Source organism: Oceanotoga teriensis (assembly GCF_003148465.1).
Lineage (GTDB): Bacteria > Thermotogota > Thermotogae > Petrotogales > Petrotogaceae > Oceanotoga > Oceanotoga teriensis.
The window spans coordinates 26,690-41,790 of the sequence record NZ_QGGI01000013.1 but is presented as its reverse complement, the minus strand read 5'-3'; the positions used below and the strand labels follow the sequence as shown (position 1 = coordinate 41,790).

General features: G+C 23.6%; 14 protein-coding genes. 5 read left to right on the top strand and 9 right to left on the bottom strand.

Annotated elements, in window-relative coordinates:
• Positions 1-21 precede the first annotated feature (21 nt).
• The 8 genes from C7380_RS09405 to C7380_RS09370 form a co-directional block, all read right to left on the bottom strand.
• Complete coding sequence (locus C7380_RS09405; protein WP_158274864.1) at positions 22-1,341, bottom strand: D-alanyl-D-alanine carboxypeptidase; 1,320 nt, start codon at positions 1,339-1,341, stop codon at positions 22-24.
• Between the two features lie 17 nt (positions 1,342-1,358).
• Positions 1,359-2,468: a THUMP domain-containing class I SAM-dependent RNA methyltransferase gene (locus tag C7380_RS09400; RefSeq protein ID WP_109605253.1), complete on the bottom strand. Its 1,110-nt coding sequence runs from the start codon at positions 2,466-2,468 to the stop codon at positions 1,359-1,361.
• A gap of 22 nt (positions 2,469-2,490) precedes the next feature.
• A complete protein-coding gene (locus tag C7380_RS09395; protein ID WP_109605252.1) occupies positions 2,491-3,075 on the bottom strand; it encodes a TetR/AcrR family transcriptional regulator in 585 nt (194 codons plus the stop codon).
• Between the two features lie 437 nt (positions 3,076-3,512).
• Positions 3,513-4,202 carry an ABC transporter ATP-binding protein gene (locus C7380_RS09390; RefSeq protein WP_109605251.1) on the bottom strand — a complete coding sequence of 230 codons (690 nt, stop codon included), beginning with the start codon at positions 4,200-4,202 and terminating at the stop codon, positions 3,513-3,515.
• Positions 4,195-5,346: an ABC transporter permease gene (locus C7380_RS09385; RefSeq protein ID WP_158274863.1), complete on the bottom strand. Its 1,152-nt coding sequence runs from the start codon at positions 5,344-5,346 to the stop codon at positions 4,195-4,197. Before C7380_RS09385 ends, C7380_RS09390 begins: the two co-directional genes overlap by 8 nt.
• 1 nt (position 5,347) lies before the next feature.
• Positions 5,348-6,037: a cobalamin B12-binding domain-containing protein gene (locus C7380_RS09380; protein WP_109605249.1), complete on the bottom strand. Its 690-nt coding sequence runs from the start codon at positions 6,035-6,037 to the stop codon at positions 5,348-5,350.
• A gap of 115 nt (positions 6,038-6,152) precedes the next feature.
• Positions 6,153-7,079: a pseudouridine-5'-phosphate glycosidase gene (locus C7380_RS09375; RefSeq protein WP_109605248.1), complete on the bottom strand. Its 927-nt coding sequence runs from the start codon at positions 7,077-7,079 to the stop codon at positions 6,153-6,155.
• Entirely contained in the window at positions 7,066-8,034 is a 969-nt protein-coding gene (locus C7380_RS09370; RefSeq protein WP_109605247.1) for a carbohydrate kinase family protein, read from the bottom strand. The genes C7380_RS09375 and C7380_RS09370 overlap by 14 nt, the downstream gene beginning before the upstream one ends.
• 276 nt (positions 8,035-8,310) lie before the next feature.
• Here C7380_RS09370 and C7380_RS09365 point away from each other — a divergent pair, with 276 nt between their 5' ends.
• The 3 genes from C7380_RS09365 (at position 8,311) to C7380_RS09355 (ending at position 12,266) form a co-directional block, all read left to right on the top strand.
• Positions 8,311-9,495, top strand: coding sequence for a MalY/PatB family protein (locus tag C7380_RS09365; protein WP_109605246.1), 1,185 nt, complete (start codon positions 8,311-8,313; stop codon positions 9,493-9,495).
• Positions 9,495-11,216 (top strand): phospho-sugar mutase, encoded by a 1,722-nt coding sequence (locus C7380_RS09360; RefSeq protein ID WP_109605317.1) that lies wholly within the window; start codon positions 9,495-9,497, stop codon positions 11,214-11,216. Before C7380_RS09365 ends, C7380_RS09360 begins: the two co-directional genes overlap by 1 nt.
• 84 nt (positions 11,217-11,300) lie before the next feature.
• Positions 11,301-12,266 (top strand): aldo/keto reductase, encoded by a 966-nt coding sequence (locus tag C7380_RS09355; protein ID WP_109605245.1) that lies wholly within the window; start codon positions 11,301-11,303, stop codon positions 12,264-12,266.
• Between the two features lie 8 nt (positions 12,267-12,274).
• Here C7380_RS09355 and C7380_RS09350 read toward each other — a convergent pair whose 3' ends face one another.
• Positions 12,275-13,201 carry a DMT family transporter gene (locus tag C7380_RS09350; RefSeq protein WP_109605244.1) on the bottom strand — a complete coding sequence of 309 codons (927 nt, stop codon included), beginning with the start codon at positions 13,199-13,201 and terminating at the stop codon, positions 12,275-12,277.
• 150 nt (positions 13,202-13,351) lie between these two features.
• On the opposite strand from C7380_RS09350, the gene C7380_RS09345 reads away from it, so the two are divergent.
• Positions 13,352-14,209 carry a tyrosine-type recombinase/integrase gene (locus C7380_RS09345; RefSeq protein WP_109605243.1) on the top strand — a complete coding sequence of 286 codons (858 nt, stop codon included), beginning with the start codon at positions 13,352-13,354 and terminating at the stop codon, positions 14,207-14,209.
• 22 nt (positions 14,210-14,231) lie between these two features.
• On the top strand, positions 14,232-15,089 hold the full coding sequence (gene nadE / locus C7380_RS09340; protein ID WP_109605242.1) for an NAD(+) synthase: 858 nt from the start codon (positions 14,232-14,234) through the stop codon (positions 15,087-15,089).
• Positions 15,090-15,101 lie beyond the last annotated feature (12 nt).

Genomic DNA, 15,101 nt, shown 5'->3' with positions numbered 1-15,101 from the left:
GAGACTTTAGTCTCTTCTTTTTTAATAATTATTATAAATATAATTTAAAATATCATTTTCGAATTTTTTAACTTCATACTTATCAAAAACATAGTTATTTTCAATCATTGTAAAATAAAAATAATTATTCTTTTTTGTTTTTATAATTCCACTAATTCCAGAATCTGAATATAAAGTTCCTGTTTTTGCCCATATAGAATAATTAAACCTATTTTCAATAGTACTATTCTCATAAGGAGAAGCAAGAATCTTTAAATAATCATCTTTAAAATTTTTATGAAGTAAAACATTAATTTCATTAACCATATTAGGAGTTACTAAATTATACATAGAAAGTCCACAACCATCATAAATAATAAAATCATCATCAATAACTTTTGATAAAATCTTCGAATTATTTTTTATGGATGATTCTATATTAGAAATACCATTATTAATTCCATTATATCTAAAAAGCATTTCAGCTATTTGATTATCACTTTTTTCAAGCATTTCTTTTATTATATTTAAAAGATTATCCGAATTATTTTCATATAAAATATTTAAATTTTTTTCATCAAAATTTTCAAATTTAAATTCCCCATAAAATTTAATATCATATTTATCAAATAAATTAGAAATAACAAATAAAATATAATCTTTAATTTCCATATTAGTTTTATATTTAAATACTTCGTGAGAACTTAAATGTATATTAAAAGAAGCAATTTGTGGTTGAGGATCATCCCACATCCAACCTCTTCCAAAACCTTCATCATTAAATAAACTAAAATCTATTATAAAATCACCATAAATTTTTTTAATACCTGCTGATTTTATACTTTTTATCATATTTTCAACATCTTCAAGTTTTAAAACTGGATCACCCATTCCTTTAATATAAAGATTTCCCGTAAAATTACTACTTATATTATAATCAGAATATAAAAAAGTTTTAAAATAAAAATCTTTAGAATGTTTTTCAAGGGTTACGTAAGAAGTAAATAATTTAGTTAAAGAAGCCGGTATAAAATATTTATAATTATTATATCCAAAAATAATATCATTATCCATATTTCTGATTTCTAAAGAAGAAAAACCTTCAAAATTTTTTAACTTATTTAAAAGAATCTCATCAATTATAATATCATCATTATTAATAACCTTCAAATTATTATCAAAATCTTCCAATTTTTTTTCAACCTCTTTTTTATTTTCTTCATAGTTATTTTTTTTTAAGGAATCTGTTAAAATATCATTATATTCATCATATCTTTTATATTTTTCAATATAGGCAGAAAAAGCTTGTAAAGAAATCAATAATAAGATTGTAATTAAAAATATTTTTTTAAAATATTTCACAAAAATCACTCCCATCATTATTTAAAATAATAAATAATGTTATTCATTTTACCATTTGAAATTCCTTTTTTAAAAGTAGCTTTCAAATTAAAGTGTTTTTCAAAATCATCTCTAGAAGTTATAAAACAATAATTCCAATTTTTAAATTCCTTATGAAAAAATCTCATTTGTTCATATATCTTTATTGCATAATTAGAATCTCTATATCTTTCACCATAAGGAGGATTAGAAATAACATAACCAAAATCAAATCCTTTATTTCTGATTTCTTCCATTGAACATTTATAGAAATTAATTTTATCATTTATTTCATAATATTCAGAATTTTTAAAAGAAGTTTCAATCATATGCTGTTCTTTATCACTTCCAAAAATATTTATTTCATAAGAAGTATTTATTTTACCTTTAAGATCTTTTTTTATGATATTAAAAAGATCTACATCAAAATTTTTTAATAAAGAAAAATCAAAATTTCTATTTATTCCTGGAGGAATATTAAAAGCATAAGAAGCAGCTTCAATTGGTATAGTTCCACTGCCACAAAACGGATCATATAATGGATATTTCCTTTTCCAATGAGAAAAAAATAATAAAGAAGCAGCTAAAGTTTCTTTCAATGGAGCTTGAGAAATTAACTTTCTATAACCTCTTTTACTTAAAGGTATACCTGTTGTATCAAGTAAAATCATAAAGTTATCTTTAAAAGAATAAATTCTAATATTTATTTTACTATTTTCTTGTATATAATTTAAAGAGTATTTATCCATAAGTTTTTTATAAATAGCCTTTTGAACTATAGATTGAATAGTTTTTTCAGAGAATAATTTAGATCTTTTAGATGAAATTTTGTTAATAATAACACCATCATCTTTTTTTATAAAATCATACCAATTTAAAGAATATATATTATCAAAAAGTTCATCATAAGTCTCTGCTTTAAACTCTCCAACACATATTAAAATTTTTTCTATTAATCTTGAATTCAAATTTAGTTTATAAATTAAATCTAAATCACCGTCAAAAAAAATCATACCTCTTGAATTTTCCATAGAATTGATACCATTACTCTTCAATTCATTTTTAACTAATTTTTCTAAACCCGCATTAAACAAGGCCACTAATTTCATTCAAAAATCACATCCTTATAAATTAAAAATCATTTTTTAAAGAAGAATTTATTAAAATAGAAAAACTTTCAATAACTTCTTTATACTCATATTTAGACAAAAGATTTCCAATACTTTTTGTAACAGAAGTAATATATTCAAAAATAAAATCTGTTTTTATATCATTACGAATTTCACCTTTAATTTTAAATTCTTCAATTTTATTTTTAATAATAATACCAAATTTTTCATAATAATAATTGTTTATAAAATCTAAAATTTCAAAATCAGAAAAAAGATCTTCAATAGGATAAATATCTAAAATTTCTTTAAAATCTATATTTAAACCATAAAGAAAATCAAAAACTTCATCAAAAGACTCAACATCGTCTAATAATTTTTTAAAAGGTTCTATGTAATCATCAATCAAAAATTTTATAGTTTCTATTATAAAATTTTTTCTATTTTTAAATTTTTTATAAACAGTTGCTTTACTTAGTCCGGCATATTTTATGACCTTTTCAAAATTATATTTTTGAATTCCATTTTCAATTAATTCTGATCTAGAAAAATTATACAATTTTTCTATTTTTTTTTCAGTACTTTTTTTTGAATAATGTTTTTTCATCAAAAAACCTCCAATTATGTATTGTACAAAAAACTATACAATACATAAATATTGATCAATATAATAAAATCTTTAAAAACCAAAACAACGCCTTAAAATGCTTTTAAATCAAAAACACCCTCTTTTTAAATAGATTATACATATTTTACCAAAAAAAGCTTTCTAAAAGCAATATAAAGGGAGGTTATTTTTATAAAATTAAAAAAATTTCATAAAATCTATAAATCTTTGTCGGAAAACTTAGGTTTTCCGACTGGAATCTTAAGAAATTAGTTTGAATAGATGGTTCGCTTATGATAAATTATTTTATATAATCAAAATTTTATTTTTTATTTAATTTACAATATATATATGATATATATTATTTTTTCTATTTATACATTAAAAACAAAGTATATCTTTATATAAAAAGATATACTTTGTATAAAAAATATACATTATATAATTTTGATATCAGAAGAAATTTTCCCATCTGTAATTTCTATAATTCTATCTGTTCTCTCTGCAACTTTTTTATCATGAGTTATTATAACAAAAGAAGTTCCAAAATCATTATATATAGTTCTAAAAAGTTTATAAACTTCTTCAGTAGTAACAGAATCTAAATTTCCCGTTGGTTCATCTGCAAGAACAATTTCAGGAGAATTAATTAAAGATCTCGCTATTGCTGTTCTTTGTTGTTGACCACCTGAAATTTGATTTGCATAATTATTTTTATACTTATAAATGCCAACATAATCCATCAACTCATAAGCCTTGTTTATTATTATATCATCTATTTTTCTATTATACATCCTATAAGGGATCAAAATATTTTCAAGCACTGTAAATTCATTTATAAGATAATGAAATTGAAATATAAAACCAATATTTCTATTTCTCAATATAGACAAATCTTTTTTACCAAAGTCTTTGACATTATTTCCATTTATAATAACATCCCCTGATGTAGGGTTATCAAGCGTTCCCATTATATTCAATAATGTTGATTTTCCAGACCCCGATTGTCCAACAATAGAATTAAAACTTTTTTCTTCTATTTCAAGATCTATATCATATAATACCTTAGTTTTAATTTTTGATCCATATTCTTTATTTATTTTACTTAAAATTATTACATTATCCATTCTTTATCACCTCAATTGGACTTAATTTTGAAGATTTTCTTGCTGCAATTACTGAGGCAATTGTAGATGAAAAAATTGCAATTAAAACAGATAAAGAAATATAAAAATAATTAATAGTTATTTTAACTACGGGACTTCCATCAGAATTAATAGCAAAAGTTGAAAACATCCATAAAAGTAAGAAAGCAAAAATTAATCCTACTATAGCTCCTATAACCCCTAAAAGAAATCCTTGATAAATAAAAATAAAACTTGCACTGTTATTGTTTATACCCATTGCCTTTAAAATACCTATTTCTTTAGATTTTTGCAACACGCTTATAGTCAAAACACTTGAAATAGCTAAAGCTACAGAAACAATTACAAAAATTTGTATAATCAAACTTGAAGCGCTTTGGCCATTAAGACCTCCAACAAAACTTTCATTTTCTAATTTCCAATTAGTTAATTCTAAATCAGAATAATTTATATTATTATCATTAATCAATGAATTATAGATCAATTCAACATCAAGAGGCTTATCAATTTGCATTTCTATTATAGAAAAATTATTATCATAATCAAATAAACTACTCATATATTTATTTGATGCGATCATCCAAGAACTATTTAAATTAGAATTATCAAAATCAAAAAAACCAACAATTTTAGCTTTAAATAATTTTCTAAATTTAACTACAAAAAACTCTACATCATCTCCAACTTTTAAACCATAATCATCTTTAAAATTTGCTCCCAAATATATACCTTCTTCATTCAAATCAGTATCTATTTTTTCCTTTAAATCATAAATTTCATAACCTTCTTCAAAATTTATTCCTTTCATTATCATATTAAAATTTTCATCATTTACAACCAATGTTAAAGGTTCTACATTACTCTCATTAATAAAAGTAATATCATCATAAATTCTAAATTCTTCAATAATATTTTTATAATCTTTAATATAATTATCTTTTGCCTTTAAAATAATATGAGGTGAATTTCCTATAAGATCTTCTATCAAATTAATCTGTAAACTTTGTATTAGCAGTCCAATAAATATTTGTATAGCAACACCAATAGAAATTCCAGCTACTATTAAAAAAGTTTGTCCTCCACTTTTTTTCAAAAATCTCCATGCAATATCAAAAGAAAGTCTCATATCACCCCTCCTTAAACATTCTATCAGAAAATTCATTAATATTTGATATATCATCTACAAAAAAATCTGCATCAACTTCATCAACAAGAGTTTTATTATTCTTAAAAGCTCCTCCACCAACTATTATTTTCATATTCAAATTCATTTCATTAATATTTCTTTTTAAATATTTTATAGTTCTTTTCAAAGTTAAAATATTATACGGATTACTAACACTAAGAGCTATAAAATCTACATTTAAAATTTTAGCCCCTCTAAAAATTTCTTCTTGTGGAGTATTCGCACCCAAATAATAAACATTAAATCCTTCCATATAAAAATAATCACTAACAATTTTAATCCCTAACTCATGATATTCTTCACTTGGACAAGCAAATAAAATCGTTTTATTTTTCAAAGTCACTTCATTTTTATCTAATAAAACTTTTCTATAACTTATTAGATAAGGATAAACAGACCCTATGATAGAATTAAAAGTAGAACTAATAAAATGCTCTTCCCAAACACAAAACTCTTCTTCATAAAAACATTGATAATTACTTAAAAAAGGAAGTATAAATTTCTCATAAACATTTAAAGGATTAATGTTAGGAAAAGACTTTAAATATTCTATACAATAAAGTATAGCTTCATCCTTTTTTTTATTTTTTAAAATACCTACAAAATTTTCAATACTAAAACTATCTTCCATTAAAAGATCCCCCCTTTAAAGAGTTAATTTTTCATAAATAATAGTTGACAATACAATTATATAATAAAAATAAAAAAATGAGATATAAAATCTCATTTAAAAATTATTTTTGTTTTCATTTTAATAAATTGGAATACTCTAAAGCTATTTTAGCAGTCAATTCAGCATTATTATAAACTAATGCAATATTCGATTCCAAAGAACTTCCACCTGTTAAATCTTTTATCTTTGCCAATAAAAAAGGAGTCAATTCTTTACCTTCTATTCCTAAGCTATCTGCCTCTTCAATCGAAGCATCTATAGCTTTATTTATAAAATTTGTATTCATAGACATTTTTTTGGGAATAGGATTAGTTACCAAAACTCCTCCATTAATATTCAAATCCCATTTAGATTTCATTATACAAGCTATTTCTTCAGGACTTTCAACTTTATAATTAACCTTTAAACCACTCTCTCTCGAATAAAATGCCGGCAATTCTTCCGTTTTATAACCCAATACAGGAACTCCTAAAGTTTCAAGATATTCTAAAGTTAATTTTAGATCTAAAATAGCCTTAGCTCCTGCACAAATAACACAAACATTTGTACTTGATAACTCTTGTAAATCTGCTGATATATCAAAAGTTTCAGAAGCATTTCTATGGACACCTCCAATACCACCAGTTGCAAAAGTTCTAATGCCGGATAAATTGGAACATATCATAGTTGCCGAAACTGTTGTAGCAGCACTAAGTTTATTCGCTATAATATAAGGTATATCTCTTCTACTCGCTTTTAAAATATTTTCAGAATTCCCCATAAATTCGAGTTGTTTTTTATCGAGTCCTATCTTAATTCTACCATCAATTATCGCTATAGTTGCAGGAATAGCCCCATTTTTTCTAACTATATTTTCAACTTCAGTAGCAGTCTCAACATTTTTTGGATAAGGCATCCCGTGAGATATGATTGTAGATTCCAGTGAAACAACAGGTTTATTATTATCAAGTGCATCTTTAATTTCTGGTAAAACATCAATATACTTTTCAAATAAATTCATTATAAAACCTCCAATAAGTTTTTTTAAGAAGATCTTCAGATAATAACTTACTAACAGTATCATCAGATTGTAAATTTATTAAAGAATTACAAATACCCAATCTAACACTTTTTATTTTATCAAATTCATTATAAATCCCATAAGAATATCCAGCTAAAAATGCATCACCTGCCCCATTTGCATTAATAACCTCTATACTAAAAGATTTTTCATAAAAATATTCATCATTAATTATATCAAAAAATAATACACCATCTTTACCAAGTGTTACTATAATATCATCAATAAAATTAATTTTATATTTTATCAAATCAAAAATTTTTTTTATATCATTATCATTATCCTCTTTCTCATTATTAAAAACAAAATCTTCATCAATAAAATTTCTTAATTCTACTATATTTGGTGTTATACATTGTATATTTTCTTTTATATTATAAAGTTTGTTAATTTTTTGTATAGATACAGGTTCAATTATATATTTTATTTTATTGCAATTTAAAAAATGTACAATATATAATATAGTTTCATAATCTAAATTAGTATCTATAATGCATAATTTTGAATTTAATAAAATTTCTAAATTATTTTTTATATAATTCCTATCTATTAAAGAATTTATTTTCATATCAGAAATAGCATAACTCATATCATTATCATTATTTAAAATAGAAAGATAAATTCCTGTACTATATTTTTTCGTTTTCAAAATTCTACTTAAATCCAAATTAATATTTTTAGTAGTATCAATAACATACTCCCCAAATATATCCAATCCAACAACCCCAAATAAATATGTTTTAATTCCTAACTTTGAAATATTTTCCGCAATATTTCTTCCAACACCGCCAGCAGAATAAAATATATTTCCAGGATTAGAATTAAATTTATAATTATAATCAGTTTTAGCATTTAAATCAATGTTAATACCCCCTATAACAGAAACATAAGACATATAAATACCTCCATTAATAATTATAAAAAAAGTGCTTCTTTTTAAGAAGCACTTAACAGATCCCACTGTTTATATTTTATGAATGTTTTAAAGAGAGAAATCTACCCTGAGACACTTATATTTTACCATTTTTATAAAGATAAGTTAAATTCTAAATAAATTGTTTAGATTGAAAGAGTTTATTTAAAATCATTTTATCTTTAAATATCTCTATTTTTCTTAAAATTCAATAATACAAATTTTTTTGATATACTTTATATAAAGGGGGAAAAATAAATGGAAAATATAAATTTCGATAAAATAATAGAAAGAAAAAATACCAATTGTATAAAATGGGACAATCTCGAGCAAATATTTGGAAAAGAAAATATTACTCCTATGTGGGTTGCTGATATGGACTTTAAATCAAGTAATGATATAATAAAAGCATTATCAAAACGCACAGAGCATGGAATATTTGGATATACAAAAACCTCTGATGAATATTATGATGTTTTTATAAATTGGATCTATAAAAAACACAAATGGAAAATAGATAAAAATTGGATAAGTTATGTACCAGGAGTTGTTCCAGGATTAAAACTTGCAATATATACTTATACCAAAGAAAAAGATAATATATTAATTCAAACTCCTGTCTATTATCCTTTTTTTAATGTTATAAAAAATTTAAACAGAAATATAGTCACAAATCCATTAATATATTCAGACAATATTTATAGTATTGATTTTAAAGATCTTGAAAATAAAATAAAACAATATGATGTAAAAATGATGATATTATGTAACCCTCACAATCCAATTGGAAAAGTCTGGTCTAAAGATGACTTAATAAAAATTTCAAATATATGTATTGATAATGATGTATTATTGATATCCGACGAAATACATTCAGATTTAATATATGAAAATAATAAACATGAACCAATAGCAAATTTAAACAATAATATAAAAGAAAATTCTATAACTTTTTATTCGCCAAGTAAAACATTTAATATTGCTGGATTACAAGCTTCCAATGCTATAATTCCAAATGAATATTTAAAAAAACAATTCGATGAAACTATAGAAAAAATAGGAAATTCAATGATCAATGCATTAAGTCAAGAAGCATTTATTGCAGCATACAAACACGGTGAATTATGGTTAGAATACTTAATAAAATATCTAAAAGAAAACATTAACATTACTATCGATTTTTTTAATAAAGAAATACCTAATTCAAAAATAATAACTCCAGAAGGTACTTATTTATTATGGATAAACTTAAAAAATATTGCTTCTGAAGAAGAAATTAAGGATATTTTAATAAACAAAGCTAATATAGGATTAGAAGAAGGTAGTATATTTGGAGAAGATGGAAAAGGTTTTTTTAGAATGAATATTGCAACTCCTAAAGAAATCCTTTTAAAATCATTAAAAAAAATAAAAACATCTTTTAAAAATGGAGGTTTAATATGATGAACTACAAAGAAAAATATTTGGAATGGTTAAACAGTCCTGTAATTGATGAGCAAACAAAACAAGAATTGTTGTCTATAAAAGACGATGAAGAAGAAATTAAAAACAGATTTATATTTGATCTTGAATTTGGCACTGCTGGTTTAAGAGGTATATTGGGTGCTGGAAGCAATAGAATGAATATATATACAGTTGCAAAGGCTACACAAGGATTAGCCGATTATATAAATTTTAGAGGAAAAGAATATGCTAAGAAGGGTGTTGCTATAGCTTATGATGTTAGGCATTTTTCTAAAGAATTTTCTGAAATAGCTTCATCCGTTTTAACTGCAAATGGAATAAAAGTATATTTATTTGAAGATATAAGACCAACTCCTGAACTTTCATTTGCTATAAGATATTTTAAAGCTACTTCTGGAATAGTTATAACTGCGAGTCATAATCCAAAAGAATACAATGGATATAAAGTTTATTGGGAAGAAGGTTCTCAAATATTATCAGAAGTTGCAGATGGAATAACCAACAATATAAAAAATATAAAATCATTTGAAGAAATAAAATATTTAGATTTAGAGAAAGCTAAAGAAGAAAATTTATTAACAATAATAGGAAAAGAAGTAGATGACGAATATACAAGATTAGTAAAATCATTAGCAATAAGAGATGAAGAATTAGATAAAGATATAAAAATAATATATACTCCATTAAATGGTACAGGAAATATTCCCGTTAGAAGAGTATTAAAAGAAAGAGGATTTAAAAATGTTATAGTTGTACCAGAACAAGAAAATCCAGATCCAAACTTTACAACTGTAGGATATCCAAATCCAGAAGATACAAAAGCTTTTAAATATTCTGAAAGTTTAGGAAAAAAAGAAAATGCTGAAATACTTATAGCTACAGATCCAGATTGTGACAGACTAGCAGTTGAAGTTAAAGATGGAAATGGAGAATATATTCCATTAAATGGTAATCAAACTGGAGCTATTCTAATAAATTATATTCTTGAAAGTAAAAATGAAAAAAATTTGATAAACAATGATGGTTTTATTGTTAAATCTATTGTCACTGGAGATCTCGGAAAAGTTATTGCAGAAAGTTATGGTGTAAAAACATATGAAACATTAACAGGATTTAAGAATATATGTGGAAAAGAAAATGAACTTTTAAAACAAAACAAGACATTTCATTTTGGATATGAAGAAAGCATTGGATATGTAACAGGTACATTTGTAAGAGATAAAGATGGAGTAATATCTTCAATGTTCCTTTCTGAAGCAGCTGCTTATTATAAAACAAAAGGCAAAACTCTTTTAGATGTATTAGAAGAGATATATATAAAATATGGATATTATAGAGAAAATAATTTTTCAATAGTTCTTGAAGGTCTTGAAGGAAAAGAAAAAATTTCTAATATGATGATAAATTATAGAAAAAATTTTCCAAAAAACGTAAATGATATAAAACTAATAAAATATGTTGATTATCAAGAAGAAAAAGAATATGATATAATAAATAATAAAAATTCAGAAGTTGATATACCAAAATCAAATGTTTTAAGATTCTGGTTTGAAGACGGCTCTTGGTATGCAGTAAGACCTTCTGGAACAGAACCTAAAATAAAAGTTTATATATATTCAAAAGGAAAAACTTTAAAAGAATCAGAAAACAAACTTAAATTGTTTAAAGAATCTATATTAAAAGAATTAAATAACATATAAATCCTATACCATTAAAATAAAATAAATCGTCTCCATTTATTCAAATATTTTGGAGACGATTTTTATAAAAGGAGATGTACTCAAATGTCAAAAACTAAATTAAAAAGAATTTACTATGGCACTATGGGTCTTGGTGGAGGATGGGATGAACCAAAAATAACAAAAAAAAGTATAGAACAAGCTGAAAAAGCTCTTCAAACAGCTCTTTCTATAGGAATAACAAAATTTGACTTAGCAGATATATATCAAAATGGGAAATCAGAAGAAGTATTCGGAGCCTTTTTAAAAAACAATTCAAATATCAGAAAAGAAATTATAATTCAAACTAAAGTTGGAATTATTTTAAAAAATATCGATGGTGTAGCAAGATATGATTTTTCTGAAAAACATATTATAGATTCTGTAAAAGATTCATTAAAAAGATTAAATACAGATTATATAGATACATTATTATTACATAGACCTGATCCCTTAATGAATATAAAAGATTTAAAAAATGCTTTTCAATATCTTTTAGATCATAAAATAGTAAAAAAAATTGGAGTTTCAAACATGAATCAATATCAAATAGAATATATAAAAAAATCAACTAATACTGAAATTTCAATAAATCAACTTGAAATAAGTTTAAAAAAACTTGATTGGTTAGATTCTACAATAGGTATAAACAATGATGAAGGATTCAAAAGTTCTTTTACTCCAGGTCTTTTGGAATATATGATGACAAACAATATAGAAATACAAGCTTGGAGCCCTATGGCTGGAGGTCTATACACTGGAAAAAATTTTGAAATTCTCGATGAAAAAGAATCAATAGAAAGTATTTCAAAAACAAAAAAATATATATATAAATTAGCTCAAGAAAAAAACACAACACCAGATTCCATAGTATTATCTTTTATACTAAAACATCCCTCAAATATAAATCCTGTAATAGGAACAAGCAATCCAGAAAGGATAAAATTAGTTAAAGATTGTGAAACTATAGAATTAACAAGAAAAGAATGGTATAAACTATATACATTATCAAGAAATAAACCTCTGCCTTAAGCGGAGGTTTATTTCTTTTTATAATTAACTGCAAAGATACCTATTGCAACCATAAATAGTGCAAATAAAATTTGAATACTAAATTTTTCATCTGGAATAAACAAAACAGAAAGTATACTTCCTGAAACTGGAATCATAAATCTATAAATACTAACTTCTCCTGCTTTATTATATTTAAGTAAGGAATACCATAACCCAAAAGCTATTGCAGATAAAAAAGAAGAATAGATTAAAAGAGTTAATGATAAAGTAGTAAATTCAAGTGGTTTTTTCATATGAAAAACACCAATAATTATCATAAGAATAGATCCCATAAACATTTGCCAAGCAGAAACTAAAAAAGGATGTATATTTTTAGATAATCTTTTAGCAAGAAAAGTACCAAAAGAAGATATAATACCAGCAAAAATTAAAAACCCTTCTCCAAAAAAATTAAAATCAAAACTAAAGTCTTTGCCCCAATTTGAAAATATAATTCCTAAAATGCCTGTTAAAAGTCCTATAATTTTATTAAAATTTATTTTATCATTATTATATATAAAATGAGCTAATATAACAGTTATAAAAGTACTTGAAGATTGTAAAATAGCCCCTTTCATTCCAGAAGTATTTGCCAATCCATTATAAAAGAAAAAATATTGAATAGTTGTTTGTAAAAGTCCTAACAAAAAAAGTTCAAATAAAATATTTCTATCTTTAATTTTTAGATTATTTATTCCTTTTTTATTAAAAATTAAATATGTAAAAAGAATTATACTTGATCCTAAAAATCTTATACCTGCAAAAACTACTTTTTCCCAAATATCATTAGAGTTTAGATTCATCTCAGAATATGATATTTTCAATACTGGAAAAGCACTTCCCCATAAAATACAACAAATGAAAGCAAGAAAAATAACCATATACTTATTTGTAAGAATTTTATTATTATTCATAGTTTTATCCTCCAACAATTTATATTAATTAGCATTCTTAACTATATTACCATAAAAATAAGAATATTATATTTAAAAAAATTTGATATAATTTATAAAAGATCTTTAATTTTAAATCTTATAACTTATAATAAGGAAGATGTATATAAAATGAATGAATTAACAGATAATTATATAGAAGAATTTTTGTCTCATTTGAAATTTATAAAAAGAAGAGCAGACTCTACAATTAAAGAGTATAAAAAAATACTAAATAATTATAATAAGTATATGAAAAAATATGGATTAAATAAAATAGCCTTTTTAAAATATTTAGAAGACTCTTCACAACTCTCGCCAAGAACTATAAAACTTCGTATTGTTGTTCTGAGATCTTTTCTAAATTATTTATATGAAAATAATTATATTAATGGTTTAAACTATTGGAAAGACGCTAATGCTAAAATACCTGAACAATCTCCTAAAGGCATAAATAATGTTCAAGAAACAATACTATTTGATATAATACAAAAAGAAAACAAATTTGACTATATATTTTTTAATCTATTATTGAAAGTAGGATTAAGAATTTCAGAAGCTTTAAATCTAAAGAAAGAAAATATAATTTTTTATAATGATCATGCTGAATTGATAATAACAGGTAAAGGTGCAAAGGAAAGAATCTTAAAAATAACTTTAGAATATGCAGAAAATCTCATAAAAACTTCTGGAAAAGATTATGTATTTGAAATATCTGACTCATTGCCAACACAAAGAACTATGCAAAGAAGATTTAAAAAATATGTTCTAATGGCAAATCAAAAAATAGATATTTTAAAACAATCTGGTAAAAATATAAATTATATAAATGCAACACCTCATGCTCTTAGACATACCTGTGCTAAAAAACTATTAAATTCTGGAAAAAATCTCGAAGAAGTTAGATATATACTTGGACATACAAATATATCTACAACAGGTATATATATAAGATCTGAAAATCACACATCATTATTAGATAATATATAGATAAAATATGGGGGGACTAGTTATGGAAAAAGAAGTACAAAAAATTAAAGAATTTATATATTCGTTTTATAGTAAATATTCATATAATGGAATAATTATAGGTATAAGTGGCGGAATTGATTCTGCTGTATGTGCAAAATTATGTGTTGATTCAGTTGGAAAAGAGTCTGTCTTTGGTCTTTTACTTCCCGAAAGAGATTCTGATAAACAAACTATATCTGATTCTAAATTAGTATGTGATCATCTAAATATAAAATATAAAATAATAAATTTAAAACCTATATTGAAATCAATGAAAGTCTATAAATTACAACCTCCTTCGTTTTTTATACCGAGAAAAATTCAAGAAAAATATGTAAAAAAAAGATGGGCAAATGAATCTCCAGATACTTTTATATCAGACTTAAAAGATGAAGGAAATAAATCTTTTTTAGAAGGATTAGCATATTATAGAGTAAAACATAGAGTAAGACTTAATCTTCTCTACTTTGAAGCAGAAAAAAAAGGATATTGTGTTGCAGGCACTACAAATAAAACTGAAGAAAAAAGTGGTTTTTATGTCAAATATGGTGACGATTCCAGTGATATAGAGCCATTAATTCATTTATACAAAACAGAAGTAATAGAAATGGCTAATTTTTTGAATATACCAGATAAAATAATAAATAAATCTCCATCACCAGATCTTATACCTGGTATAACAGATGAATTTGCAATGGGTATAAGTTATAAAGATTTAGACAGAATACTCATAAAAAAAGAAAAAAACATTTCTTTAAATGATGAAGATCCTAAAAAAGTTCAAAGAGTAGATAAAATATTACAAAGTAATATTAAAAGAAAAATAAAAAATATTAGTTTAAAAAGGACTGATCAATAAGGTCAGTCCTTT

Coding starts and splice junctions, on each gene's coding strand:
- C7380_RS09350 (WP_109605244.1), bottom strand. CDS start 13,201: ATGAATAATAATAAAATTCTTACAAATAAGTATATGGTTATTTTTCTT.
- C7380_RS09375 (WP_109605248.1), bottom strand. CDS start 7,079: ATGAATTTATTTGAAAAGTATATTGATGTTTTACCAGAAATTAAAGAT.
- nadE (WP_109605242.1), top strand. CDS start 14,232: ATGGAAAAAGAAGTACAAAAAATTAAAGAATTTATATATTCGTTTTAT.
- C7380_RS09365 (WP_109605246.1), top strand. CDS start 8,311: ATGGAAAATATAAATTTCGATAAAATAATAGAAAGAAAAAATACCAAT.
- C7380_RS09395 (WP_109605252.1), bottom strand. CDS start 3,075: ATGAAAAAACATTATTCAAAAAAAAGTACTGAAAAAAAAATAGAAAAA.
- C7380_RS09400 (WP_109605253.1), bottom strand. CDS start 2,468: ATGAAATTAGTGGCCTTGTTTAATGCGGGTTTAGAAAAATTAGTTAAA.
- C7380_RS09360 (WP_109605317.1), top strand. CDS start 9,495: ATGAACTACAAAGAAAAATATTTGGAATGGTTAAACAGTCCTGTAATT.
- C7380_RS09355 (WP_109605245.1), top strand. CDS start 11,301: ATGTCAAAAACTAAATTAAAAAGAATTTACTATGGCACTATGGGTCTT.
- C7380_RS09390 (WP_109605251.1), bottom strand. CDS start 4,202: ATGGATAATGTAATAATTTTAAGTAAAATAAATAAAGAATATGGATCA.
- C7380_RS09370 (WP_109605247.1), bottom strand. CDS start 8,034: ATGTCTTATGTTTCTGTTATAGGGGGTATTAACATTGATTTAAATGCT.
- C7380_RS09345 (WP_109605243.1), top strand. CDS start 13,352: ATGAATGAATTAACAGATAATTATATAGAAGAATTTTTGTCTCATTTG.
- C7380_RS09385 (WP_158274863.1), bottom strand. CDS start 5,346: ATGAGACTTTCTTTTGATATTGCATGGAGATTTTTGAAAAAAAGTGGA.
- C7380_RS09380 (WP_109605249.1), bottom strand. CDS start 6,037: ATGGAAGATAGTTTTAGTATTGAAAATTTTGTAGGTATTTTAAAAAAT.